19 protein-coding genes are annotated in these 22,612 nt (G+C 70.6%); 12 read left to right on the forward strand and 7 right to left on the reverse strand.

The window, feature by feature from the left end; all coding sequences use genetic code 11:
* The first annotated feature begins 2 nt into the window (after nt 1-2).
* The 6 genes from fdhD to WA640_RS08375 all read left to right on the forward strand — a co-directional run bounded on the left by fdhD (nt 3) and on the right by WA640_RS08375 (nt 9,302).
* Nucleotides 3-824 carry a formate dehydrogenase accessory sulfurtransferase FdhD gene (gene fdhD, locus WA640_RS08350; RefSeq protein ID WP_335987168.1) on the forward strand — a complete coding sequence of 274 codons (822 nt, stop codon included), beginning with the start codon at nt 3-5 and terminating at the stop codon, nt 822-824.
* 161 nt (nt 825-985) lie between these two features.
* The gene (locus WA640_RS08355; protein ID WP_335987170.1) at nt 986-1,423 is read left to right on the forward strand and encodes a hypothetical protein; all 438 of its coding nucleotides are present in this window, start codon (nt 986-988) and stop codon (nt 1,421-1,423) included.
* A gap of 261 nt (nt 1,424-1,684) precedes the next feature.
* Complete coding sequence (locus WA640_RS08360) at nt 1,685-2,356, forward strand: hypothetical protein (RefSeq protein ID WP_335987172.1); 672 nt, start codon at nt 1,685-1,687, stop codon at nt 2,354-2,356.
* Nucleotides 2,353-5,673: an ATP-binding protein gene (locus tag WA640_RS08365; RefSeq protein ID WP_335987173.1), complete on the forward strand. Its 3,321-nt coding sequence runs from the start codon at nt 2,353-2,355 to the stop codon at nt 5,671-5,673. The genes WA640_RS08360 and WA640_RS08365 overlap by 4 nt, the downstream gene beginning before the upstream one ends.
* On the forward strand, nt 5,670-7,388 hold the full coding sequence (locus WA640_RS08370; RefSeq protein WP_335987174.1) for an AIPR family protein: 1,719 nt from the start codon (nt 5,670-5,672) through the stop codon (nt 7,386-7,388). The genes WA640_RS08365 and WA640_RS08370 overlap by 4 nt, the downstream gene beginning before the upstream one ends.
* A gap of 177 nt (nt 7,389-7,565) precedes the next feature.
* A complete protein-coding gene (locus tag WA640_RS08375) occupies nt 7,566-9,302 on the forward strand; it encodes a DUF6055 domain-containing protein (protein WP_335987176.1) in 1,737 nt (578 codons plus the stop codon).
* A gap of 46 nt (nt 9,303-9,348) precedes the next feature.
* Here WA640_RS08375 and WA640_RS08380 read toward each other — a convergent pair whose 3' ends face one another.
* From WA640_RS08380 to WA640_RS08390, 3 genes are all read right to left on the reverse strand, one after another.
* The gene (locus WA640_RS08380) at nt 9,349-9,936 is read right to left on the reverse strand and encodes a TIGR03086 family metal-binding protein (RefSeq protein WP_335987178.1); all 588 of its coding nucleotides are present in this window, start codon (nt 9,934-9,936) and stop codon (nt 9,349-9,351) included.
* Nucleotides 9,937-10,007: 71 nt separating this feature from the next.
* Nucleotides 10,008-10,766, reverse strand: coding sequence for a MerR family transcriptional regulator (locus WA640_RS08385; protein WP_335987180.1), 759 nt, complete (start codon nt 10,764-10,766; stop codon nt 10,008-10,010).
* A gap of 87 nt (nt 10,767-10,853) precedes the next feature.
* Entirely contained in the window at nt 10,854-11,612 is a 759-nt protein-coding gene (locus tag WA640_RS08390) for an AraC family transcriptional regulator (RefSeq protein ID WP_335987182.1), read from the reverse strand.
* Between the two features lie 255 nt (nt 11,613-11,867).
* On the opposite strand from WA640_RS08390, the gene WA640_RS08395 reads away from it, so the two are divergent.
* Nucleotides 11,868-12,968, forward strand: a complete 1,101-nt coding sequence (locus WA640_RS08395) for an MFS transporter (RefSeq protein WP_335987184.1) — start codon at nt 11,868-11,870, stop codon at nt 12,966-12,968.
* 36 nt (nt 12,969-13,004) lie between these two features.
* On the opposite strand, the gene WA640_RS08400 is transcribed toward WA640_RS08395, so the two are convergent.
* Complete coding sequence (locus tag WA640_RS08400; RefSeq protein WP_335987186.1) at nt 13,005-13,427, reverse strand: SRPBCC family protein; 423 nt, start codon at nt 13,425-13,427, stop codon at nt 13,005-13,007.
* A 105-nt stretch (nt 13,428-13,532) separates the two neighbouring features.
* The gene (locus WA640_RS08405) at nt 13,533-14,390 is read right to left on the reverse strand and encodes an NAD(P)H-binding protein (RefSeq protein WP_335987187.1); all 858 of its coding nucleotides are present in this window, start codon (nt 14,388-14,390) and stop codon (nt 13,533-13,535) included.
* A gap of 237 nt (nt 14,391-14,627) precedes the next feature.
* Between WA640_RS08405 and WA640_RS08410 the strand changes: the two genes are divergently transcribed.
* Nucleotides 14,628-15,035, forward strand: a complete 408-nt coding sequence (locus tag WA640_RS08410; protein WP_442904714.1) for a MarR family transcriptional regulator — start codon at nt 14,628-14,630, stop codon at nt 15,033-15,035.
* 170 nt (nt 15,036-15,205) lie between these two features.
* Here the strand turns inward: WA640_RS08410 and WA640_RS08415 are convergent, their stop codons facing one another.
* The gene (locus WA640_RS08415) at nt 15,206-16,261 is read right to left on the reverse strand and encodes a LacI family DNA-binding transcriptional regulator (protein WP_335987191.1); all 1,056 of its coding nucleotides are present in this window, start codon (nt 16,259-16,261) and stop codon (nt 15,206-15,208) included.
* Between the two features lie 218 nt (nt 16,262-16,479).
* Here WA640_RS08415 and WA640_RS08420 point away from each other — a divergent pair, with 218 nt between their 5' ends.
* From WA640_RS08420 to WA640_RS08435, 4 genes are all read left to right on the forward strand, one after another.
* Nucleotides 16,480-17,298, forward strand: a complete 819-nt coding sequence (locus WA640_RS08420; protein ID WP_181245982.1) for an SGNH/GDSL hydrolase family protein — start codon at nt 16,480-16,482, stop codon at nt 17,296-17,298.
* A gap of 156 nt (nt 17,299-17,454) precedes the next feature.
* A complete protein-coding gene (locus WA640_RS08425) occupies nt 17,455-18,270 on the forward strand; it encodes an SGNH/GDSL hydrolase family protein (RefSeq protein WP_335987192.1) in 816 nt (271 codons plus the stop codon).
* A gap of 97 nt (nt 18,271-18,367) precedes the next feature.
* Nucleotides 18,368-18,781, forward strand: a complete 414-nt coding sequence (locus WA640_RS08430; RefSeq protein WP_335987193.1) for a YchJ family protein — start codon at nt 18,368-18,370, stop codon at nt 18,779-18,781.
* Nucleotides 18,782-19,080: 299 nt separating this feature from the next.
* Entirely contained in the window at nt 19,081-19,665 is a 585-nt protein-coding gene (locus tag WA640_RS08435; RefSeq protein WP_219927000.1) for a TetR/AcrR family transcriptional regulator, read from the forward strand.
* Here the strand turns inward: WA640_RS08435 and WA640_RS08440 are convergent, their stop codons facing one another.
* Nucleotides 19,666-22,590, reverse strand: coding sequence for a DUF4132 domain-containing protein (locus WA640_RS08440; protein WP_335987195.1), 2,925 nt, complete (start codon nt 22,588-22,590; stop codon nt 19,666-19,668).
* Nucleotides 22,591-22,612 lie beyond the last annotated feature (22 nt).

Consider the following 22,612-nt stretch of genomic DNA (forward strand, 5'->3'; position numbering starts at 1 on the left):
ACATGGGCCGCGTGACCGTCCGCCGCAAGACCACCCGCCTCGCCGACGGCGAGCGCACCGGGCGCATTGACACGCTCGTCGTCGAGGAGCCCCTCGAACTGCGCGTCGGCGGCGAATCCCTCCAGGTCACCATGCGCACCCCCGGCGACGACTTCGATCTCGCCTCCGGCTTCCTCCTCTCCGAAGGCGTCATCACCAAGCCCGCCGACGTCCTGACCATGCGTTACTGCGCGGGCGTCGACGCCGACGGCGAGCAGACCTACAACCTCCTCGACATCGCCCTCGCCCCGGGCGTCGAGCCGCCCGCGAAGTCCGCCAAGCGCAACTTCACCGTCACCTCCGCGTGCGGCGTCTGCGGCAAGGACAGCCTCGAAGACGTCCGCACCAAGGCGGTCTGGGACCTCGCCGAGGACGCCACGGTCGTCGACGCCGACGTCCTCGGCGACCTCCCCGCGCGACTGCGCAAGTCCCAGAAGATCTTCGACAAGACCGGCGGCCTCCACGCCGCCGCCCTCTTCACCGCCGACGGCGAACTCCTCGCCGCCAAAGAGGACGTCGGCCGCCACAACGCCGTCGACAAAGTCATCGGCCAGGCCCTCCAGCAGGACCTGCTTCCCTTGCGCGGCACCGTCCTCGCCGTCTCCGGCCGCGCCTCCTTCGAACTCGTCCAGAAGGCCGTCATGGCCGGCATCCCCGTCCTCGCCGCGGTCTCCGCCCCCTCCTCCCTCGCCGCCGACCTCGCCGACGAGTCCGGCCTCACCCTCGCCGGCTTCGTCCGGGGCGGCGCCTTCAACCTCTACACGCATCCCGACCGCGTCAACTGACCCCGGCGTGTCGCCACCCCGATCTACTCATCGGTAACTAATCTCTCCTGCAGGAGAACACCTGAACGGGGGACACCATGTGCAAGCCGCAGAACCGAACCCGAGTCGTGTTGGACGAATCCGAGATCCAGCGCCGCCTGACCCGACCCGAGCGCCCCACAATGGCCGAACGCTATGCCCAAGCCTCCACATCAGATGAACGAGACCGCTTCTACGCCAACGACGCCCGCCGCATCGCACCGGAACCGTCCCGCCGCACCGACCGCCCGCCGTCGACCGTGTGGATCACCAAGCCGATCCTCAAGACCCGCGGCTGGACCGAGGCCGCCATCCGCGAGTTCCTGCCCCGGCCCGAAAAGCACTACTCCAACCCGCACGTGAAGGGCCGCAGCCCGATGCCGCTCTGGAGCGCCCGCACGGTCGGACGCGTCGAAGCCACCGACGACTGGCAGCTCTGGCTCGCCCAATCCCTCGCCCGCCGCGGCATCACCCTGCGGCACCTCACCGAATCCATCCGCGACAACGGCTTCCGCCACCGATTCCAGACCGCGCACCGCGCTATAACCGCCTATCAGGAATCCCGTTACCGAATTCGATAGCGACCAGACTGACGAATTCGGGTGCATGTGACCACAGTTCCATGCACCCGAATTTCCCTCTATTGTGGGCCGGTTGCAGATTGTCACAATCGCGCCTTGTCGATGTGTTCTGAGGACGGTCATACACGCGTTCGATTATTGTCGTATGGATATCCCGCCGCAGGTCAAGATCAACTTCTGAGGGCTGACAAACGCAGGACGAGACGGTATCGTGCCTGTATTCATCCCGCCCTCCCTTGCGCCTGAAACGGAACCCCTTCTATGTCCGACAATGCATTCACTGTCCCCGAGATCAACCTGCTGCTCTCACTCGTGCATCTCCGCGGCGCGGGCGATACCGGTGTCTTCAAAGTCGCCTTCGGCTTCGACAAAGTCGACCCGAAGAAGATGCGGGAGCCTCTGGTCGAGAAGGGCCTCCTCACGGTCGACGAAAGCGTTCGCCCTTTCCGATACGAGCTCACCGACGCGGGCTGGCGAGCGGCCCGCGAGGCCCTCGTCGAACCGGGCCAGACGGGCCTGAGCAACCGCACCGCCCGGGTCCTCTGGGCCGTAGTCCGCGACATCGCCCTTCACATGGGCAAGACCGGCATCCAGTTGGCCGACATCTACGCCGACGAGGCGGCCGAGGAGGTCGAGTTCGAAGCCGCTGAGGCTGACTCGGGCGGGCCGCAGTCGCTCGGCGAGCGGATCGTCGCGTCTTATCGCGAACTCTCCGGCGAGCCCCCGAACTGGGTTCCGCTGCGGGCGCTCCGCAAGCGCCTCGACGGCGAGGATCGCACCGAGGTCGACAAGGCGCTCACCGAGCTCCACACGACCAGGGAGGTCGAGCTGATCCCCGAGACCAACCAGAAGATCCTGACCGACGACGACCGGGAGGCCGCACTCTGGCTCGGCGGCGAGTACCGCCACCTCATAGGGATCGAGGTGCGATGAGCGACGCATTGGAGGCACTGCGCCGAGCACCCGGCGACTTCGCCGTGACCCCGGACGACATCTGGGACGAGCGCGCCCGCCCACATGTGCCCGGCATCAACGAGACCGCGATGCGAGCGGTGGAAGCACAGATCGGCCTGGCCGAACGGAGCACCAAGTCCAGCGTGTACGGCCTGCCCTTGGTCGGCGAGGGCGGCAGGGGCAAGAGCCACCTGCTCGGGCAGACCCGGATCACCGTCCAAGAACGAGACGGATTCTTTGTTCGGCTTAACATCCTCCACTTCGACCAGTTCTGGCCGAACCTGGTGGGCAGCTACCTTTATGCACTCAACATGCCGCACCGCAAGGCTCCCACCGGACTCGCGCACCTCATCAAGACTCTCGGCGAGCAGGCGCGCGTGTCCGACAAGGTCATGCGGCGCATCCTGAACGACCGACAGCCCGACGACGAGTCGGCGACCCGCTTCATCGAAGCGGTCAGGGAACTGGACCCGGCTCTCGGCGGTACCCGTAAAACCCTGCGTGCCCTGCTCTACCTACACTCGCGCGACGAGTACGTGGCGAACCTCGGCGAGGAGTACCTCACCGGTGGTGAAGTGGACGTCGACCCCGAGTACGGCATCAATCGCTCGAACCCGAAGTCGCCCAAGGAAGTCGTGCGGGACATGTCTCACCTCATGTCGCGTTGCGGTGCCACGGTGATAGCGGTGGACCAGGTCGACGACATCGTCCGAGCGTCGCAGGTCGGAAGCGAGGAGCGCCACCGTCAAGGCGCCAACCAGCTCTTGGACATGCTCGGAGTGAATCTGGTGGACGTCCGTGACGAGACTCGCCGGACCACCGTGATCCTCGCATGCCTCTGGGGCACTTGGCGGTCGTTCGAGAGCTCGACAGCGGGCACGGTCGCCCAGCGCTTTGTACCGGTCGTTCCCCTTGATTCGGGTCTGCCGAACGGAACAGTGGCGGCAGCCCTCATTGCGGCGATTCTGGCACCCGTCTACGAGGAGGCGGGGTTCGAACCCCCTTATCCCAGCTATCCGTTCCCGGAGCGGAGCCTCGGGAACGCGGCGAACTTCAGTCCGCGTCAACTGCTTCGAATCGTCAACGCGCACCTGCGCTCTTGCGTCGCGGCTGGAGCCGTGACGGAAATCGAGCAACTGGAGGACGCGGCGCCGGTCAACCCCGGTCCAAAGATCATCGAGCTTCCGCTGATCGACCTCGACAATGAGTTCGAGCGGTTCAAGGCCGAAGCAGACCTGACCAAGACCACCGAGTCCAGCGCCGAGTTCCACCTGCTGCGTCCCTGGCTGCTCTCGGGCCTGAACGCCTACCGGACCGAATCGGGCCGGGACCCCGAGCAGTTCAAGGTGATCCAGTCGGTGGGCGAGCGGCAGGGCTTCCACGTCGAGGTCCTCGACAAGTCCGAGCCGCGCGCCAGGCGCTGGTCCTTCCGCGCCCTCGCCACCGGCAACGGCAACGCCGTCCTGTCGCGCGTCCGCGGCCTCTACGCCTGGGCCAAGCTCGGCGAGGCCGACCCCATCGAGGACGCGCACGGGATCCTGTGGGTCACCGCGCCCGAAGACAGCTGGCGGCGCTGGTCCTCCGGTTCGCAGGTCCTGGAACTGGTCGACCGCTTCGGCCGCCACGGAACCGAGATCCTGGCCTCCGAGAACGACCTCAAGGTGTTCTACGCACTGCACCGGATGGAGACCCAGCGCATCCCCGGCTATGAGGACTGGCTCCGCCGCCGCCGACCCGCGTCCGGGACCTACCTGCTCAGGGCGGTCTTCGGTGCGCCCGTCGAAATCCCGGTGAGCCCCGCCGCACCCGCCGCGCCCCAGGGCACTCCGATCGTCCAGGGCACCACCGAGACCCGGACGAGCACCGCCGGAGACCCGCGGTTCCTCACCATCCCGCTCCAGGGCGGCGCCCACGCCCGCGCCACCGCGACAGGCGGCAGCATCAACGTCGGCGCACTCGGCGACGGCGCGACCAGCAGGGTGGGCTCCATCGGGAACTCCGCGGTGGGCCAGGTCGGGATGGCCGAAGTGCTGAAATACCAGCTTCCCGCCCCGAAGGCCCCCGCCATCGGGCGTCGGCTCGACGGCCGCCCCGTCTACGCCGACCTCAAGGCGATGGCCAAGCACACCGGCGTCTTCGCGGGCTCCGGATCGGGTAAGACGGTCCTGCTGCGGAGGATCATCGAATCCGCTGCGCTCCAAGGCGTCTCGTCGATCGTCCTCGACCCGAACAACGACCTGTCCCGCCTGGGTCAGCGCTGGCCCGAACCGCCCGAGCACTGGCTCGACGGTGACGCGGCGTGGGCCGAGCAGTACGGCGAGACCGTCGAGACGGTCGTCTGGACCCCGGGCCGCAAGAAGGGGCGGCCCTTGAGCTTCAAGCCGCTCCCGGACTTCGCGGCCGTGCTCGACGACACCGACGAGTTCGACATCGCGGTGGACACCGCCGTGAACTCCCTCGTGCCCCGCGCGCGGATCGGCAGGGCAACCCCGAAGGACGACCACGCGAAAGCCGTGCTCAAGCAGGCGCTCGCGGCCTACGCCCGCGACGGCAGCTCCGACTTCGAAGGCTTCCTGCTGTTCCTCGAAGACCTGCCCGACGAGGCCAGCTCGATCGTGAAGGCGCCGGATATCGCGCTGCGGCTCGCGTCGACCCTCCGCGCGGCCGTCATCAACGACCGCGTGTTCGGCGGCTCCGGGCCGTCGCTGGATCCCGGCGTGCTGCTGACGCCGTCGGAAGGGAAGCGGGCCCGAATCTCCGTCATCAACTTCATGGGGCTGCCCACAGAAGAGCAGCGGCAGGGCTTCGTGAACCAGCTCGAACTCGCGCTCTTCTCCTGGGCCAAGCGCAATCCGGCGATCGGAGGACCGCTGTCGGGCCTGCTCGTGCTCGATGAGGCGCAGACGCTCGCGCCCTCCTCCGGGACGACGATCTGCCTCGCGTCGACGCTCGCGCTGGCGTCCCAAGCCCGCAAGTACGGCCTCGGGATGCTGTTCGCGACCCAGGCGCCCAAGGGCATCCACAACCAGATCGTCGGCAACTGCGGCACGCACTGGTACGGGCGGATCAACGCCCCGATCCAGATCGCGGCGGCCGTCGAGGTGGCGCAGACCAAGGCGGGCACCTCGGTCGACCTCGCGCGGCTCTCGGCGGGCCAGTTCTACATGGCCGCCGACGGGAGTCCGACCGACCGCATCGACGTGCCGATGTGCCTGACGTACCACCCGTCGACCGCGCCGACCGCGGAGGAGATCCTGGCGGCGGTCGGGCGGACCGGCGAGGAGGCGGGCGAGTGAACGAGATCATCCGGGAGCGGGTCGCGGCGTTCCGAGAGAAGGCCGATCTGCCCGATCTGGACGACGCGAAGCTGTTCGAGGCGTTCGCCGCGCACTGCGTGCTGCATCAGTTCCACGAGGACGAGTTCAACGCCGGGCAGCACCGGACCGGCGGCGGGAACGACCTCGGCGTGGACGCCTGGGGGATCGTCATCAACGGCGACCTCTTCAGCGACCTCGACGGCGTGAAGGGCGCGGTGGAGTCGAGCCGCGAAATGAACGTGGTCGTGATCGTGCTGCAGGCCAAGCAGAGCCAGAACTTCGAAGGCAAGGTCGTGTCCGATCTGGCCGACAACCTGCGGCAGATCTGCGGCCGGGCCCCCATCGCGTACACGGCGTCTCCGGAGGTCCAGGAACTGCACGAGGCGATCGGCCTGATCTACGACAACCACCAGAAGCTGCCCGACCACAGTCCGCGGCTCGAAGTCCGGTACGTGCACTGCGGCGACGAGGCCAACGCCGATCTCGAAGGCAAGTGCCGGTCGGCGGAGGCCGCGCTCGACGAGCTCGGGCGGTTCCAGTCGATCCGGTTCGAGGCGGTCGGGTGGCGGCGGCTGAATCAGCTGTACCAGCGGTCGCAGCGGAAGATCAACGTCGCGTTCGAGTGGCCGAGCAAGGTCGCGATCCCCGCCATCGCGGGGGTCAAGGAAGCGTGGATGGGGACGATTCCCGCGTCGGTGTTCGTGGAGCGGCTCCTGGTGGACACGGGCGGCAGCATTCGGAAGTTCCTGTTCGAGGACAACATCAGGGACTTCCAGGGCGAGTCCAACGAGGTCAACAGCGGCATCGCGGAGACGCTGGCCGACCCGGTCAAGCGCAAGCGGTTCGTGGTGCTCAACAACGGGATCACGGTGATCGCGCGGAGCTTCGGCATCTCGGGTTCGGAGTGCCACATGAGCGACTTCCAGATCGTGAACGGCTGCCAGACCGGGCACGTGCTCTTCGAGCACCGCGACCAGCTCACTGACGACGTCCATTTGAAACTGACGGTGATCGAGACCGAGGACGAGGTCATGTCCGACACGATCACGGTCGCCACGAACCGCCAGACCCAGATCCCCGCCGAGGACCTGCGCGCCAACCGGCAGATCCACCGCGAGATCGAGGACTTCTTCCTGACGCAGCGGGCGCCCCGCGACCTCTACTACGAGCGCCGCAGCGGCCAGTACGACGCGCGGTCGGTGACGATGACGCGGGTGGTGAAGCAGAACCAGCTCGTGCAGGCGTACGCGTCGGTGTTCCGGGGGCACGCCTTCGAGGCCACTCGGACGGCGAAGCTGCGGCGCGACCCGGTCGTGCGGATCTTCCACCCGGAGGGCCACGCAGTGGCGTACTACACGGCGGCCGCCGCCTGGTACCAGGTCGAATGGCTGTTCAGGAACAACCGGGTCGAGGGGAAGTGGCGGCCCGCGCGGTTCATGCTGATGGCCGCGGTGGTGGCGAGGTTCTCGAAGGGGGCGAAGCTCCCGCAGGGCCGCGCGAAGGCCGAGCGGCACTGCGAGGGGCTCCTGGCGCAGATCTGGGACCGCGACGAGGTCGAGCGGCTGGTCAGCCTGATGGTGGGGCGGCTGGAGCGGATGACGGACGCGGAGTCGTCCAAGCAGCGGCTGAGCGACCTCGCGCGGACCAGGGGGTTCACGGAGCGGTTCCTGAAAGAGGCCGCGGGCGTCGAGTAGGCCGGTGCCGACGGGTCCGTTCCGGCGGCCGGGCCGGGTTGCTTCGCGCGGATGTTTGCCCTAATATCGATCTACTTGAATGTTTGGGCAGTCGTCCGTACGAGCCCTCCGGTTGCGGGGGTTCGGGTCCTCGACAACCGGGGACGGCTGAGCCCCCTATCTTGAGGAGCTCAACCGATGGAAGTCATACCCAAGGACGGTCGTGCGCGCGTGCGGCTGCGGCGAAGGGCCGCAGCGGTGTTCGCGGCGTGCGGGGCACTGCTGGCGGCGTCGCTGGCGTTCGTCGCGGCCGGCCCGGCATCGGCCGCCGCGTGCGACTCGGTGCAGTACGCGATCACGTCGCAGTGGGGGACCGGGCACAACGCCTCGGTCTCGATCAAGGCCGGGTCGGACGGGCTGAACGGCTGGAAGGTCGAGTTCGACCTGCCGGGCGGGTCGTCCGTGCAGAACGCGTGGAACGTGGACTTCGCAGTGTCCGGCGCGCACTTCACCGGCGAGGACGTCGGCTGGAACGCGCAGGTCTCGGCGGGCCAGACCCGCGAGGTGTTCGGCATGACCGTCACCGGGACCGGGACGATACCGACCGGGTTCAAGGTCAACGGGACCGCGTGCGGCGGCACCTCGACGCCCACGCAGACGCCGACCGCCGGCGAGCCGACCGAGACGCCGACCGGGAACCCGCAGCAGCAGAAGCAGACCCGCACGCCGTCGTTCCTCATCGAGGCCGGCGCGGAGACCGACAACTACGTGGAGTCGGCGAACTTCACGGTCCGCTGGGGCGATGCGATCGACGCCGTCGCGTGGGGCCAGCAGCACGGGTACGCGAACTACCCGCAGTGGGTCGCGGACCACATGGAGGAGATCTACGACTACTACGTCGACCAGGTCGACTTCGTGAACCCGGCCGACCACAGTGTCGGGTCGCGGTACCGGATCAACCTGTACCTGTGCGGCACCTGGTCGAACGGCTTCCTGCCGCCCGCGAACTGGGCCGGTCCCGACGACATCGGCGTGGGCCACATGTGCCTGCCGTACGACAAGATCTGGGACGACTGGGTCGAGTCGCACGAGTTCAACCACATCCTCCAGTCCTACGCCGTGGACATCAACATCGCCAACGGCAACGGCAACGGCGGCGGCTGGGGCGCGGGCAATCCCGTCGCCGGGCCGGTGTGGGAGGCCCACGCGAACTACATGGCGCGCATGCAGCGGCCCGAGGTCGTCGTCGGCTCCGGGTACTATGTGGACCGCCAGCACTTCCGCTGGCTCGCGCAGGAGACCTACTATGGCGACTGGCTGATGTTCGACACGATCGCCGAACTCTACGGCGCCGAAGCCGTCGACCGGCTCTGGTTCGAGGCAAAGCAGGGCGAGCATCCGATCGACACGATCAAACGCGTCCTGCAACTCGACCAGCAGGAGTTCGCCACGCTCATCGGCGAGATGACCTCCAGGCAGGTCGTCTACGACTTCGACGAGGGCGCGGCCATGCGCTCCGACCTGTGGCGCGGCGGCGGCAGCTACCGTCCGCTGCACACCGATCCGCTGACGAGCCTCGGCTCGAACCGCTACCGGATCGGCACCGCCGACGCGCCGCACCAGTACGGCCACAACATGATCCGCCTCAACCCGACCACGTCCAACGTCAGCGTCGCCCTCACCGGGGCCTCCAGCCTCTCCGGCGCCGACTGGCGCTTCCGCCTCGTGGCCGTCAAGGCCGACTTCTCGGTCCGCTACAGCCCGCTCTACGCACCGGGCCAGACCGCGAACTTCTCGCTCCAGAGCGGGGAGACCCACATGATGCTCGTCGTCGCGGCCACCCCGTCGGTGCACCGCAACTACACGATGTGGCAGACCGGCGTCGGCGACCCGTTCCCCTACGAACTCACCATCACCGGAGCCACTCCGTCCTAACAGGGCATGAGATGTGCGGGACGGCGGCCGCCGTCCCGCACGTCCGCTACCGGGACCAGGACGGGTCGCGGCCGGTGAGGGCTATGAGGCGGTCCTGCGGGGTGGCGTCGGGGGCGGGGTCGACGGGCGGGGCGTAGATGCCGTCGCGGGCCTCCTGGTCGTCGGCGTCCTGGGCGACGAACGCAGTGAGGATCTCGACAGTGGCCGGGTCGAGGTCGTAGGCCTGGCCCGTGGCCTTGGCGAGGTCCCAGCCGTGGATCGCGACCTCGTTGAGGCCCACGAGGCCCATGATCGCGGCGGGGAACGTGACGCCCCCGGCGGTCGCGTCGCCCTCCCAGGCGGTCGGCTCGGCCCAGGCCGCGGCCAGCGTGTCGAGCTGCTCCGCCAGTCGGGCGCGCCAGTCCGCGGGCGGCGTCGGCGCGGGCGTTTCGGGCGGCGCGTCGTTGTACGGCCCGCGCTCGCCGCGGGCCGCGGCCGTGAAGGCCAGCGTCAAGCCGAGGAAGTGGTTGACGACCTGGCCCACCCGGTACTCCCCGCAGGGCGTGGACGCCGCCAACTGCTCGTCGTCCACGCCCGCAAGGAGGCCGGCCACCAGGTCGGTCACGGTCTTGAAATCGGCACCGGGTTCGGTCATGTGCGCTCGCTCCTCAGTTCGCTCGGTCTGCACCGGTAGTGACGACGGAGCGCGCTCCGATTCATCGGTGCCTACAGGTTCGCGGCCGCGTAGGCGTCCATGCCCGCGCGGAGGTAGGTCGCGAGGCCCTCGGCGACGGCGTCGTAGGTGGCGATGAACGCCGGGTCGTCGGTGTAGAGCGCCGCCAGGCCGGTGTACGCCTCGGCGGTGGGGGCCGTGCCCCAGAGCTTGGCGATGAACGCGTAGTGGTCGGCGACGACGGCTTGGACGGCGGCCGAGTCGGCGGGCTCGCCGGCCTCCTTGAGCGCGGCGAGGCGGCGGTGGAGCTCGTCGAACTTGGCGGGGATCGCGCGGCGTTCCGCTTCGGGCATCGCCCTGACGGCGGTGTCGCTCGCGTCGACGGCCGCGTCGCCCCAGCGGCGGCGGGCCTCGGCCTCGTATTCGGCCTGCTTGCCGGCGTCGAGGCCGTCGAACCAGGTCTCGGGTGTCATGGTCTGGTCTCCTTCGAGTTGGCGGATGGTGGCGGCGACCGTGTCGGCCAGGCGGTCGAGGCGCTCGCGCTCCTCGTCGAGCTGCTCGGCGTGGCGCTTGAGCGCGTCCGCTTCGGGGAGCGCCCCGTCGACGATCTCGGCGATGACGTCGAGGCGCAGCCCGAGGCGCTTGAGCAGCAGGATCCGCTGGAGCCGCAGCAATTCGGCCTCGCCGTAGCGGCGCAGACCGCCGTGGCCGGTCGCCACCGGTTCGAGGATGCCGATCGCGTCGTAGTGGCGCAGCGTCCGCGAGGTCACGCCCGTGAGGCGGGTGACCTCGGTCGTCGTCCATGTGCGCATGTCGGCCTCCTTCCGGATCGAAGGTACGGCTTGACGTTACGTCAACCGCAAGCCGAGAAACCGGAGACGGCCGACACACGTCCCGCTTCAGATCCGCAGGTCCGGCTCCCGCCGCAGATACTCGCCCGGCGTCGTCCCGAACGACGCCCGGAACGCCCCGATGAACGCGCTCGGACTCGCGTACCCGCACGCCCCCGCGATCCGCGTGACCTGCTGCCCGCTCGCGAGGAGCACCAGCGCGTGGTGCAGCCGGAACTGGCCCCGCCACTGTGCGAACGTCATCCCCGCCTCCTCCCGGAACAGGCGGCTCAGCGTCCGCTCCGACGCCCCCACCGCCGCGCCCAGCTGCGCGAGCGTGCGCCGGTCCGCCGGGTCCTCCTCCAGCAGCGCCACGACCTCCCGCAGCCGCGGGTCCGCCAGCGCGGGCAGGAACCGCTGCGGCGCTTCGACACTGCGCAGCAGGTCCAGGACGACGCGGGCGAGCCGCCCCCGCACGTCGGGCGCCATCGCGGCGTCGTCGGTCAGCGCCGTCACCGCCTCCCGCAGCAGCGGCGTGAACGCCAGGACCGTGGGCCGCTCCGGGAACGGACCCTCACCGTCCACATCGAACAGGATCGCCCGCATCTCAGTCGCCCCGAACGCCCGGTGCGAATGCGCGGTGCCCGCGGGCATCCACGCGCCCTGCGACGGCGGCACCACCCACACCCCGGCCGCCGTGAACACCCGCAGCACCCCACGCCTCGGATAGATCAGCTGGTGGCCGGTGTGCCGGTGCCAGTCGATGCGCTCCTGGTGCGAGAGCATCCGGATCGGCGAACTCGGAATCACCTGACCGTCTGTCGACATAACTCGGCAGAATACCGTTAGCCGGAGCCTCCTCGGCCTCGGAATCCTTGATCCGAACGGACAAGGAGCACCGACATGACCCAGACCACGCCTTCAGGTCCCATTCAGGTACCCGCGGCTACGGTGGCCGGACCGCCGGGCGACGGCGCACCGCACCAGACCGCGGACGCGTCGCCGCCGGAACCGCCATCGGGCAGAGAGGAGGCGCCTAAGGAACACCGAGCCAGGGACGCACCGGCTTCGCCACTGCGCCGCATGTGGCTGTGGGGCACCGCCCACGCGGTCGACGACATGTACCAGGGGCTCGTCCCCGCGGTCGTGCCGTACTTCGTCCTCGACCGCGGCTACGGGTACGTCGCCGCCACCGGGCTCACGCTCGCCGCCGCGCTCGGCAGCTCGATCCCGCAGCCGTTCATCGGCCTCGCCGTGGACCGGCGACGCCTGGACTGGTTCGCGCCCGCCGGGGTCGCACTCGCCGGGATCGGCCTCGGGCTGGCCGGCATCGCCGGGCCCTACCCGCTGGTGCTCGCACTGATCTTCCTGTCCGGCCTGGGCGTCGCCATGTTCCACCCGGCCGCCGGGAAGGGCGCGCGCGAGACCGCCGGGGACAGCGCCGCCGCGATGAGCGTCTTCGCCGCGGGCGGCAGCGTCGGGTTCTTCCTGGCGCCCGTGCTCGCGACACCGGCGCTCATGGCGATGGGCGTGGGCGCGACCGCGCTGTTCATCCCGCCCGCGGTGCTCATCGCGTTCGTGATGCTGCGCAAGCACACCCGCGCGGCCGTCAGTGCGGCCAAACCGCGGGAGGGCGCCGACCGGTGGGGGCCGTTCGCGGTCCTCACGGGGATCGAGGTGGTGCGCTCGCTGCTGTGGGTCGGGATCATCACGTTCATCGAGCTGTACTGGATCCGCCACCTCGGCTCCGGGCACGCCGTCGCCGGGATCGCGCTGGCCGGGTTCATGCTCGGGAGCGTCATCGGGACGCTGCTGGGCGGGCGGCTGGCCGACCGGTTCGGCGCGGTGCGCACCACCAGGATCGGCGGGGTGCTCATCATCCCGCTGCTGATCCTGCTGCGCGTCGTGCCCGACCAGTACGCCGCGCTGGCGGTGGCGCTGGCCGTGGGGATCGCGATCAACATCCCGTTCGCGGTGCTCGTGAAGCTCGCGCAGGACTACCTGCCGACCCGGCCGGGGACCGCTGCAGGGGTGACGCTGGGCCTGGCGATGAGCGTCGGCGGGCTCTTCGCGCCCGCGTACGGCCTGATCGCCGAGGCTCGCGGGCCCGAGGGAGTCTTCACCGTGCTGTGCGTCGTGCCGGTCGCGGCGGTGGTGCTCGGGCTGTTCTTGAAGCGGCCCTGACGATCACCCGAACCCGGCGGACGCATGGGCCCGGGGTCAGCGGCCCTCGGCGAGCGCCGCGAACACCTCGGCTTCTCGGGTCATGTAGCGGCGGGCCTTGCCGGAGAACAGGACCCGCGCAACCCAGGCGCCGGGGCCCGACCAGGTGATGCCGAGGGCGAGTCGAGTGCGGCCCTCGCCGTCGGCGCGCGCTTCGTGCACCGCATCGGTCCGTACGCCTCCCGACGACGCCACCCACGTGAACCCTTCGCCGGGCCGCCAGTCGGTGACCTCGTAGACGGCGGTCGCCAGGCCCGGCTGGGCCACGCGGAACCGGGCGCCGACGGTGATCGGGCCGGGGTCGCCGAGGCGTTCGACGCTGCTGACCGTGGGCAGGAGCTCGGCCCAGCGGTCGAGTTCGCTCATGACGGCCCACACTTCGGCAGGGGCCGTGCGGATCTCACGTTCGACCAGGATCATCTCCACATCGTAGAGTCCGATCGAAGGAAGTCAATCCCCGCTGAGATTCCGCCCGGCCCCGGCCCGATGCTCGGATCGAAGGAAGCCGGTGCGCGCCGCGGCTCGTTACTCCGGGTCGAACGCGGCGCGCTCGTCGTGGAGCCACTGCGCGAAGGTACGCGCGGGGCGGCCGAGGACACGTTCGACGTTGTTGTTCACCGTCGCCGGGGTGTCGCCGAGGTTCGCCGCGACGCCCAGGAACGAGTCGAACATCGCCTCCGGGAACCACTCGGGCCGTCCGGCGAGCGCCTGTTCCCGCGTGAGCTCCTCGACCTCCACTGGCCGTCCGAGCTCGGCGGCGATGGCGGCCACGACTTCGCGCTGCGACAGCGACTCGGGGCCGGTGATGACGAGGCTGCGCCCGCGGAACTGCGTGCGGGTCAGCAGGTCGGCGGCGACCTCGGCGACGTCGCCGAGGTGGATCGGATTGATCCGCCACTCGGGGAACGCGATCGAGACCCGCCCGGCGCGGACCTGCGCGGCCCAGTCGCGGAAGACGTTGCTGCCCAGCCAGGACGGGTAGAGCACGGTGTGCGGGAGGCCCGATTCCCGCACGGCGGCCTCCACGGCCTGGTGCGCGGCGCCGATAGGCCCGGCGTGCTCGACCGGGTCGTACGCGGCGGGGGAGGAGAGCAGGACCGCGTGCTCGACCCCGGCTTTGACGGCGGCTTCGAGGAAGTCGCCGAGGTCGCCGCGCGTCGGATACAGGAAGACGGTGCGGACGCCGTCGAGCGCGGCCGCCGCACCGGACGGTTCGGTGAGGTCGAGTGCGACCGCTTCGGCCCCTTCGGGAACTGCGAGGTTCGTCAGATCGCGGGCGGAGGCCCTGACGGCGTGTCCGGCCGCGGCGAGGGTGCTCGCGACGCGCGAGCCGATATTGCCGCGCGCGCCGGTCACGAGGATCGGGCCGTCGAGGTTGGTCATGGGTGTCGCTCCTGGTTTCGGGCATGCGAACGCCGGGCGCAGGGCGCGCCCTCACGTAGCATGCGGGTGGAACACTTTTGCTTTCAAAGCAAAAGTGGAATCTCTTTGCTTTGGAGTCAAAGGTAATACATCTTTGCTTTGAAAGCAAAGATAATTTGGTGATGAGGGAGATTTGGGGGTGCGGCCGTGGCCGCTCGCTGGGGCGTCGATGACGCGATCCGGGAACTGCTGCTGCTCATGCCGCGGATGGTCGGGCGCGCGAAACGGCTGCCGGTGCCGGAGAAGGTGCGCTCGCTCGACCTGAGCCCGCGCCACCTCTCGTTGCTCGCGCTGCTGCTCTTCGACGGGGCCGCGACGGTGAACGACCTGGCCGCCCGGCTCGAAGTTGCGCCCACGACCGTGAGTCTGATGGTGGGGGAGCTCAGCCGGAAGGGCGTGCTCGAACGCCGCGAGGACGACGCCGACCGCCGTCGGCGGATCGTCTCGATCTCCGACGAGATGCGCCCGGAGATCGAGGCGTGGCTCGCGGGGAGCGCGGCCGCCTGGCGGAAGGCGCTGACGCCGCTGACCGAGACGGAGCGGGTCGTGTTCGTGGAGACGCTCGTGGCATATGAGCGCGCCCTTGAGGAGTCCTACGGCGACTAGCGCTCTCGGCGGCCGATGCGCCGCGAGCCGCGTGGTCGAGGTGCGGCGCGCCTGCGAAGGGGTGTCGGCTCGACCGGCAGCGGGAAAGAGCGGTCGGACCCTGCGCAGCGGGGCGGGATGGACGGAGACGGCTTCCGAGGCGCGGTCGCGGGCTGTGCGCTGTGCGCCGATCAGGGGCGGGGCGGGGCCGTTGAGTCTCGTACGACCAGTGTGGTCGCGAGTTGGACGTGGTGGGAGTCGGGGACTTTGCCTGCGGCGAGGTCGATGACCGTGCGGGCCGCGACGCGGCCCATTTGGCGCAGGGGCTGCTTGACCGTGGTGAGCGGGGGCTCCATCCACATTGCGTTGTAGGTGTCGTCGAAGCCGACGACGCTGAGGTCGTCCGGGATGGCGAGGCCGTGGCGGCGGGCGCTGCGGAGGACGCCTACCGCGATGGAATCGCTGGCGGCGAAGATCGCGGTCGGGGGGTTGTCGAGGTCGAGCATGCGGTCGGTGAGGACGGCGCCGGTGGACTCCTCGAACTTGCCCGAGCCCATGAGGGCCGGGTCGAGGTCGATGCCGGCGGATTCGAGGGCCTCGCGGTAGCCGTGGAGGCGCTCGCGGGCCGGGACGGACTGCACGGGGCCGCCCGCGAAGCCGATCCGCCTGTGGCCGAGGTCGAGCAGGTGGCGGGTGGCCTGGACGCCGCCGGCCCAGTTGGTGGCGCCGAGGCTGGTGACGCGCTCGTCGAGGGGGTTCGCGGGGTCGATGACGACCAGCGGCAGGTCGGCCTGCTCGCAGGCGGTCATCTCCTCCGCCGTGAGCTCGGCGGTGACCACGACCAGGCCCGCGGCGCCCTGCGCGGCGATCTCCTTGATGCGGTCCGCGCCCAGCGGGACCGGGTGGCCCGGGCCGCCCTCCTCAAGGGAGCTGGTGACCACCTCGACGCCGAGATCCCGTGCGCCGCTGATGATCCCGTCGAGCACGTAGACGGCGTACATGTTCAGGATCGTGTCGAACACGACGTGGATCGACTGCCCGCCGGGCGTCTCGCGCGGCCCCGTGGTCGGCACGTACCCGAGCTCGGCGATGGCCTCGCGCACGAGCCGCCGCGTCTCCTCGGCGACGCCCGGCCGGGCATTGAGCACCTTGGAGGCCGTGGCCTTCGAGACGCCGGCGCGCGCGGCGACCTCGGACAGCGTCGCGCGCGGGCGGGCCGGATCGCTCATGTGGTGCACCTCGTCCATGTCGTGTACCGACATGATAGCCGCCCGCCGGAAACAGTTTCCGGCGACAGGAAACCGTTTCGGGATCGAGACGGCGTCCGGACCCCGCTCCCCGGACGCTACATCACACACCGTTTCTATTGCGACACAATGGACTTCACTGCTTATAATGACGCGGTCCTCCGGCGGGGCCGTCCGAACGGCGCCCCCGCCGGCCCTGTCGACAACTAGGAGACCCTGTGTCCTTCAAGGAAGGCAAGTCCCTCCGCGCGCTCGGCCGCATCGCCGCCGTCGCCGCGGCCGCCGGTCTCGGCGTCGCCGGACTCGCGGCCCCGGCCTCGGCCGACATCACGATCCAGCAGTACGTGGCGCTCGGCGACTCGTACGCCTCGGGCGTCGGCGCCGGCGACTACCTCGCCGACGACGGCTGCTACCGCTCCGCCAACGCCTACGCCAGCCAGTCGGCCACCGCCCTCGGCGAGCGCCTCTGGTTCGAGGCCTGCTCGGGCGCCCGCGTCGAGGACGTCGTCGCCAACCAGCTCGGCCACCTCCGCCCGGTCAACACCGAGCACGTCACCATCGGCGTCGGCGGCAATGACGCGGGCTTCTCCTCGGTCCTCGGCGCCTGCGCCGGAACCGACACGGCCCTGTGCGAGAGCGCGATCGCGAACGCGCGCAACATCATCACCACCTCGCTCCCCGCCGAGCTCGACGACCTCTACACCCAGGTCGAGACCAAGGCCCCCGACGCCGACATCGTCGTCGTGGGCAACCCCCGCCTCTTCGCCGAGACCGCCTGCGCGGGCGCGCTCGCGATCACCCCGGCCGAGCAGGCGCTGCTGAACGACGCCGCCGACCTCCTCTCCGAGACCACCGCGGCCGTCGCGGCCGACCACGGCTTCGACTTCGCCGACCCGCGCGCCGCCTTCGACGGCCACGGCGTCTGCTCGGCCGACCCGTGGATCCTCGGCTACACCGGCAACGTCGAGTCGTTCCACCCGAACGCCGCCGGGCAGGACGCCTACACCGGCGTCGTCCTCCCGCTGCTCGACTACTAGAGCGCTGCACCCGACCGGCCCGCGGGGGATCCCCGCGGGCCGGTTCCCGTTGCGGCCCAACGCGGCCACACACATTGGACTCCGACTCATAGAATGGCGGCACCAGCGGCGGGGGCCCCACCCGACAACCGCCGCGAGGCACCCAGAAGGAGACCAATGACCGCAACTCCCAGCAAGACCCGCGGCATCCTCGTCCGCGTCGCCGCGGTGGCCGCAGCCGCCGGCATCGGCGGCGCCGCCTTCGCCAGCCCGGCCTCGGCCGACTGGTGGACGCCGCGGTACGTCGCGCTCGGCGACTCCTACGTCTCCGGCGTCGGCGCCGGCGACTACGAGGACACCACCTGCTACCGCTCCGCGAACGCCTACCCGGTGCTCGCCGCGGAGGCGACCGGTGCGCAGCTGTCGTTCGACGCCTGCTCGGGCGCCCGCGTCGAGGACGTCGTCGCCGACCAGCTCGGCAACCTGACCTGGCGCACCAGCGAGGTCACGATCGGCGTCGGCGGCAACGATGCGGGCTTCTCCTCGGTCCTCGGCGCCTGCGCCGGGACCGACACGGCGCTGTGCGAGGCCGCGATCGCCAACGCGCAGAACATCATCACGACCTCGCTCCCGGCGGAGCTCGACGACCTGTACACCCAGGTCGAGGACCTGTCGCCGTGGGCCGACGTCACCGTCGTGGGCAACCCGCGCCTCTTCAGCGGCGCGACCTGCGCCGGCTCGCTCGCCATCACCCCGGCCGAGCAGGCCCTCCTGAACGAGACCGCCGACCTGCTCGCGGACACCACCGCGGGCGTCGCCGACGACCACGGCTTCGCGTTCGCCGACGTGCGCGACGCCTTCGTCGGCCACGAGGTCTGCACCGCCGACGCCTGGATCCTCGGGTACACCGGCAACGTCGAGTCCTTCCACGCGAACGCCGCCGGCCAGGCCGCGTACGCCGAGGTCGTCACCTCCTACCTGGAGGACTGCTAGTCGGGTGGCGAAGGGCCCGCCGCGGGCCCTTCGCCACTTCGTTCCCTCCGCCGGACCGGCCTCCGGGCCGGTCCGGCCCCTCCGGGACAATCCCGGTATGCCGCGACGCTCCCGCAAGCCCGCCCGCCCCGCCAAGTGCCCGTGCGGCTCCGGCGAGACCTACACCGCCTGCTGCGGCCGCTTCCACACCGGCGCCGCCGCGGCCCCGACTGCTGAAACCCTGATGCGCTCGCGCTACAGCGCCTTCGCGGTCGGCGACGAGGCGTATCTGCTGCGCACCTGGCATCCTGACACGCGTCCCGACCGGCTCGACCTCGCTGCGGACGGCCGCACCTGGACCGGCCTCGACATCCTCGACACGACCGGCGGGACGCCGCTCCACACCACTGGGACCGTTCGCTTCCGCGCGAGCTACACCGACGCCGACGGGCCCGGCTCCCAGACCGAGAACAGCGTCTTCGAACGGCTTGGCGGCGCCTGGTTCTACGTGGACGCCCTCGGCTTCGAGTAGGCGGTGGGCGCTCCCGGGTCGGTGCTGCTTGGCGGTGAGCGGTCCTCGTGAGCTTCGCGTCGCTCCGTGGTGAGTGATCCTCGGGTTTGGAGTCACCCCCGTCTGCAAGGGTGCCTGCGGGGTGTGACAGCGATGAGAGATTCTCTGGTTCGGTGGCGCCCCCGGCTTCAAAGATGCCCGTGGGGTCCGACAGAGGGGCGGGGCGCTGCTCAAATCGTCGAATAGTTGTCGATTGGTTGACAGGTGTCTAACCTCGTCGGGTGAGTTTCGACCCTCCCTCGCCCGCCAAAGACCGCCGGGTGCGACGAACGCGCGCCGCGCTGCTCGGTGCTGCCATTGCGCTGGTCAGTGAGCGCGGGACCGCGAATGTGCCGGTCTCGGACATCGCCGATGCGGCGGGTGTCAGCCGCCAGCTCGTGTACCTCCACTACGGCGACCGGGACCGGCTGCTGCTCGAAGCGGCGCTGGACCTGGTCCGGCGGGAGCTGTTCGAGCCGTGGCGGGCGGCGCCGGAGACGGCGGTGGGGCGGGCGCGGTCGCTCGCGTTGGCGCGGCATTTCGCGGCGCACAGGGGGTTCTACCGGGCGATGTTCAACTCCGCGAGCGCGTTCGCGCTGAACCGGGAGGTCAGCGGGCTGCTGTCGCCGCTAAGGAGCGAGTCGATGCGGGCGCGGTTCGGGGACGTGCTGCCGGGGCGGCTCGACCACGATCTGGCCGCGTTCATCACCGGCGGGTTCGGGGCGATGGTGTACCTGTGGGTGACGGAGGGGGAGGACCCGCTCGACCCGGAGTCGATGGCCGACCGGATCACGGCGGTCGGCGGCCTGCTCGGGGCCGCCCTGGAGCATCTCCCGGGGGCCGCGGCGCAGGCCGCCGCCGAGTAGCTACTCCTTGGCGATCTTCTCCAGGTCGGCGACGGCCTCGCTCAGGGAGACCGGGTCGAGGCCCGCGGGGAAGCGCACGGTGTCGACGACCTGGACGGCGTCGGGGTCGAAGTAGGGCCCTCCGGCGTAGCCGGGGGAGAAGCCGACGCGGACGGTGCCGGAGCGGTAGCGCCGTTCGATCCCGACGGTCGTGCCGCCGTCGCGGACGGCGGCCCAGGTGCTCTTGGCGAGGCCGTGGACGGGCCCGGTGCGGGCTTTGCGGCCCTCGAAGCGGGTGAGGCGGCCGGCGGCGGCCTCGGCTTCGGTGACGCTGCGGGCGGGCCTGCCGAGCTGGTCGAAGGGTTGGAGGACTTCGTAGTCGGCGAGCTGGCGGACCCAGGTGTCGAGTGCGCCGTCCAGGAGGACCGGGTGCGCGAGCCGGATCGCGGCTCCGGCGGGGAGGTCGATCGCGTCGTCTTCGGCGTCGGCGAACGTGTCGTCTTCTGCCACCCGGAACGCCGTCCCGTCCGCCGTCCAGACCAGCCTGCGGGCCAGCGTGCCGAGGAGCGGGTGCGCGAGGAGGTGCTCCCGGAACTCGTCCAGGGTCCAGGTGCGGCCGTCGGCCATGGCCCGTTCCAGCCGTACCGCCTGCTCGGCGACGACCGCGTTGGACCCGGTCTCGGGGACGAGGCGGTCGGCGAGCTGGTCGGTGTCGAGGCCGAGTCCGGCGGCGACGAGCTCGACCTGGTTCACGGCGGCGGCCTTGACGGCCTTCGAGCCGCGGAACCGGGTGAGGCGGTGGACGGCGCGGAGCGCGTCCTCGGATTCGACGGCGCCGAGCACTTCGAGGCCGTTGAGGGCCCGCTTGGAGTAGTTGCGGTCGGGCCAGGCGCGGATGAGCCCTTCGAGGCGTGCGACCGCGTCGGCGTCGGCGAAGCGCGCGAGCTGCGTCATCGCCCACGCGTCCTTCGCGGGCGCGTCGTTGGTCTCCCAGGCTTCGAGGATCGCCCACGAGAACGCGCTCAGGCTCGCCGGGTCGCAGTGCGCATTGACGATGTCGAGCCCCGCGTAGGGGATCGCGGGCGAGTCGAGGGCCATCGCGCCGACGACGTGCGTGACCGCCTCGCGCGGCAGGCGTTCCCGGCCGCCGCGCAGGAGCACCGGCATGTTCAGGACCGGCTCGACCCAGTCGGGGAGCTTGGGCGCCTTGCGGCCGTCGAGGTCGAGAGGGTCGACCGCGAGGATTTCCGCTACCGAAGTGGCTGTCTCCTCCCCGTACGGTGCGACCGCGGCGAGGACGGCCGCTTCGCCGAACCTGCGGGCGACATCGCGAAGCACCGCTTCGGCGGCTTTCCGCTGCTTGCCCGCCCTGCTGACCGCGTCGGGGGCGAGCCAGCGCGCCGCCTCGAGGCCGTGGCGGTCGAGCCAGTCGCCGACGCTGAGGCGGGTCGAGCGCAGGCGCACGAGCCAGTCGGCGGCGATGCGGGCCGCCGCGGGTCCGGCGAGCGGCGGGAGCGCGCGGTGGCCGTTCGCGGATTTCGCCAGGGCCGCAAGGGCTTCAGCGGTGTCTTCGGTTTCGGCGAGCCGCCGCTGCATGGCGTCGGGGCTGTCGCGCCACCGGTCGCGTTCGCCGTCGCGCCAGTGCAGCCCGTCCTCGCCGAGCGGCGCGACGTCAGCGACGAGCTTCTTCCGCTTGGGGGCCTTGCGCTTCCACGGCGGGCTCGCCAGGAACTCGGGGAGCGCGGCGGTCTCGGGCGGAGCGTCGGCGAGGCTGACGAGTCGCTCGATCGCTTCCGCCACTTCGGGTTCGGCTTTCTCGCGGGCCGTTTCGAGTTCGGGCACGGTCGTGACGAGGTGCGCGAAGCGCGACCGCAGGGACGGTTCGGCCCGGTCCGTGAGCTTCGCGATCATCCGCAGGGTGCGGCGCGGGAAGCGCGCGGCCATGTCGGGCACGTCCGGGAAGGTCCGTTCGGCGACCATGTTCGCGAGCAGGTATTCGACGGCCGCGTCGCTGGGGAGCCCGGCGAGCACGGCGTGCATCGAGGATTTCCCGACGTGTTCGTGCGTGTCGATGCTCAAGGCGCCGATGAGGAACGGTGCGGCAGCGGCGCCGAGCGCCTCCACGAGCGATGCGGCTCCGGGGGCCTGGCCGCGGTGGCTGGGGAGCCGGTGGATCTGCGCCGTCGCGAGCTCGTCGGGGGAGCCGACGATCGCGGCGAGCAGGTTCTGGGAGTACCAGGTCTTCTCGTCGCGTTCGGGCCATTCGGCGAACACCTCGCGGGCCCAGTCCCGCTCGGTCGGCATGGCGTAGGCGCGGACGAGCCGCTGGTAGTGGTTGCGGCCGAACGGTTCGAGGAGTTCCCGGAAGTGCCGGTACTCCGGTTCGGGGAGCGTCGACAGCATGGTGCGCAGACTCAGCGCCTCGGGGCCGCGGGCCCAGATCTCGCCGAACGGGCGCGCGGGGGCGAACTGGAGCGCGGGCCGTTCCGGGCGGTACCGCGAGGACACGAAGTTCTTCCCGGTGTCCGCGTTGACGATCCGGGTCTCGCACTGCCGCATGAGCGCGACCACCGCGAAGTCGGCGCCGTGCTCCGCGATCCAGGCGTCCATCTGCACGTAGTCCCGGGTCACCTCCCACAGGCTCAAGTGGGCGGCCGCCGTCTGGAACGCGGCCGCCGCGCCGAGCGGGTCGGGCTCGCCGCCGAGGTACGCCCGGACGGCCGCGGCGATGGCGGGGTCGGTGACGGCGGCGTCGGCGGCGGCGAGGATCCGGTCCGCGGCGCGCTCCCTGACCTCGCGCCAGTGCCCCGGCATGGCCGCGTTCGGCTCGTACGCCCGCGCGGACGGGTACCCGCGCCGCGGCGCCGGGTCGAGTTCGAGGGAGCCCCGGTAGTCGAGCCAGGGGCGCGCGGGGTCGGGGTCTTCGTGCGGCAGCGGAACACTCATGGGGGACATTCTGGGCCGGGCG

It is taken from the genome of Glycomyces sp. MUSA5-2 (genome assembly GCF_037034145.1).
Taxonomy (GTDB): Bacteria; Actinomycetota; Actinomycetes; order Mycobacteriales; family Micromonosporaceae; genus Glycomyces; species Glycomyces artemisiae.

Coding starts and splice junctions, on each gene's coding strand:
- WA640_RS08380 (WP_335987178.1), bottom strand. CDS start 9,936: ATGACCGAACCCGGTGCCGATTTCAAGACCGTGACCGACCTGGTGGCC.
- WA640_RS08360 (WP_335987172.1), top strand. CDS start 1,685: ATGTCCGACAATGCATTCACTGTCCCCGAGATCAACCTGCTGCTCTCA.
- WA640_RS08415 (WP_335987191.1), bottom strand. CDS start 16,261: ATGGACGAGGTGCACCACATGAGCGATCCGGCCCGCCCGCGCGCGACG.
- fdhD (WP_335987168.1), top strand. CDS start 3: ATGGGCCGCGTGACCGTCCGCCGCAAGACCACCCGCCTCGCCGACGGC.
- WA640_RS08395 (WP_335987184.1), top strand. CDS start 11,868: ATGTGGCTGTGGGGCACCGCCCACGCGGTCGACGACATGTACCAGGGG.
- WA640_RS08400 (WP_335987186.1), bottom strand. CDS start 13,427: ATGATCCTGGTCGAACGTGAGATCCGCACGGCCCCTGCCGAAGTGTGG.
- WA640_RS08430 (WP_335987193.1), top strand. CDS start 18,368: ATGCCGCGACGCTCCCGCAAGCCCGCCCGCCCCGCCAAGTGCCCGTGC.
- WA640_RS08365 (WP_335987173.1), top strand. CDS start 2,353: ATGAGCGACGCATTGGAGGCACTGCGCCGAGCACCCGGCGACTTCGCC.
- WA640_RS08390 (WP_335987182.1), bottom strand. CDS start 11,612: ATGTCGACAGACGGTCAGGTGATTCCGAGTTCGCCGATCCGGATGCTC.
- WA640_RS08355 (WP_335987170.1), top strand. CDS start 986: ATGGCCGAACGCTATGCCCAAGCCTCCACATCAGATGAACGAGACCGC.
- WA640_RS08385 (WP_335987180.1), bottom strand. CDS start 10,766: ATGCGCACATGGACGACGACCGAGGTCACCCGCCTCACGGGCGTGACC.
- WA640_RS08440 (WP_335987195.1), bottom strand. CDS start 22,590: ATGAGTGTTCCGCTGCCGCACGAAGACCCCGACCCCGCGCGCCCCTGG.
- WA640_RS08405 (WP_335987187.1), bottom strand. CDS start 14,390: ATGACCAACCTCGACGGCCCGATCCTCGTGACCGGCGCGCGCGGCAAT.
- WA640_RS08425 (WP_335987192.1), top strand. CDS start 17,455: ATGACCGCAACTCCCAGCAAGACCCGCGGCATCCTCGTCCGCGTCGCC.
- WA640_RS08410 (WP_442904714.1), top strand. CDS start 14,628: ATGCCGCGGATGGTCGGGCGCGCGAAACGGCTGCCGGTGCCGGAGAAG.
- WA640_RS08375 (WP_335987176.1), top strand. CDS start 7,566: ATGGAAGTCATACCCAAGGACGGTCGTGCGCGCGTGCGGCTGCGGCGA.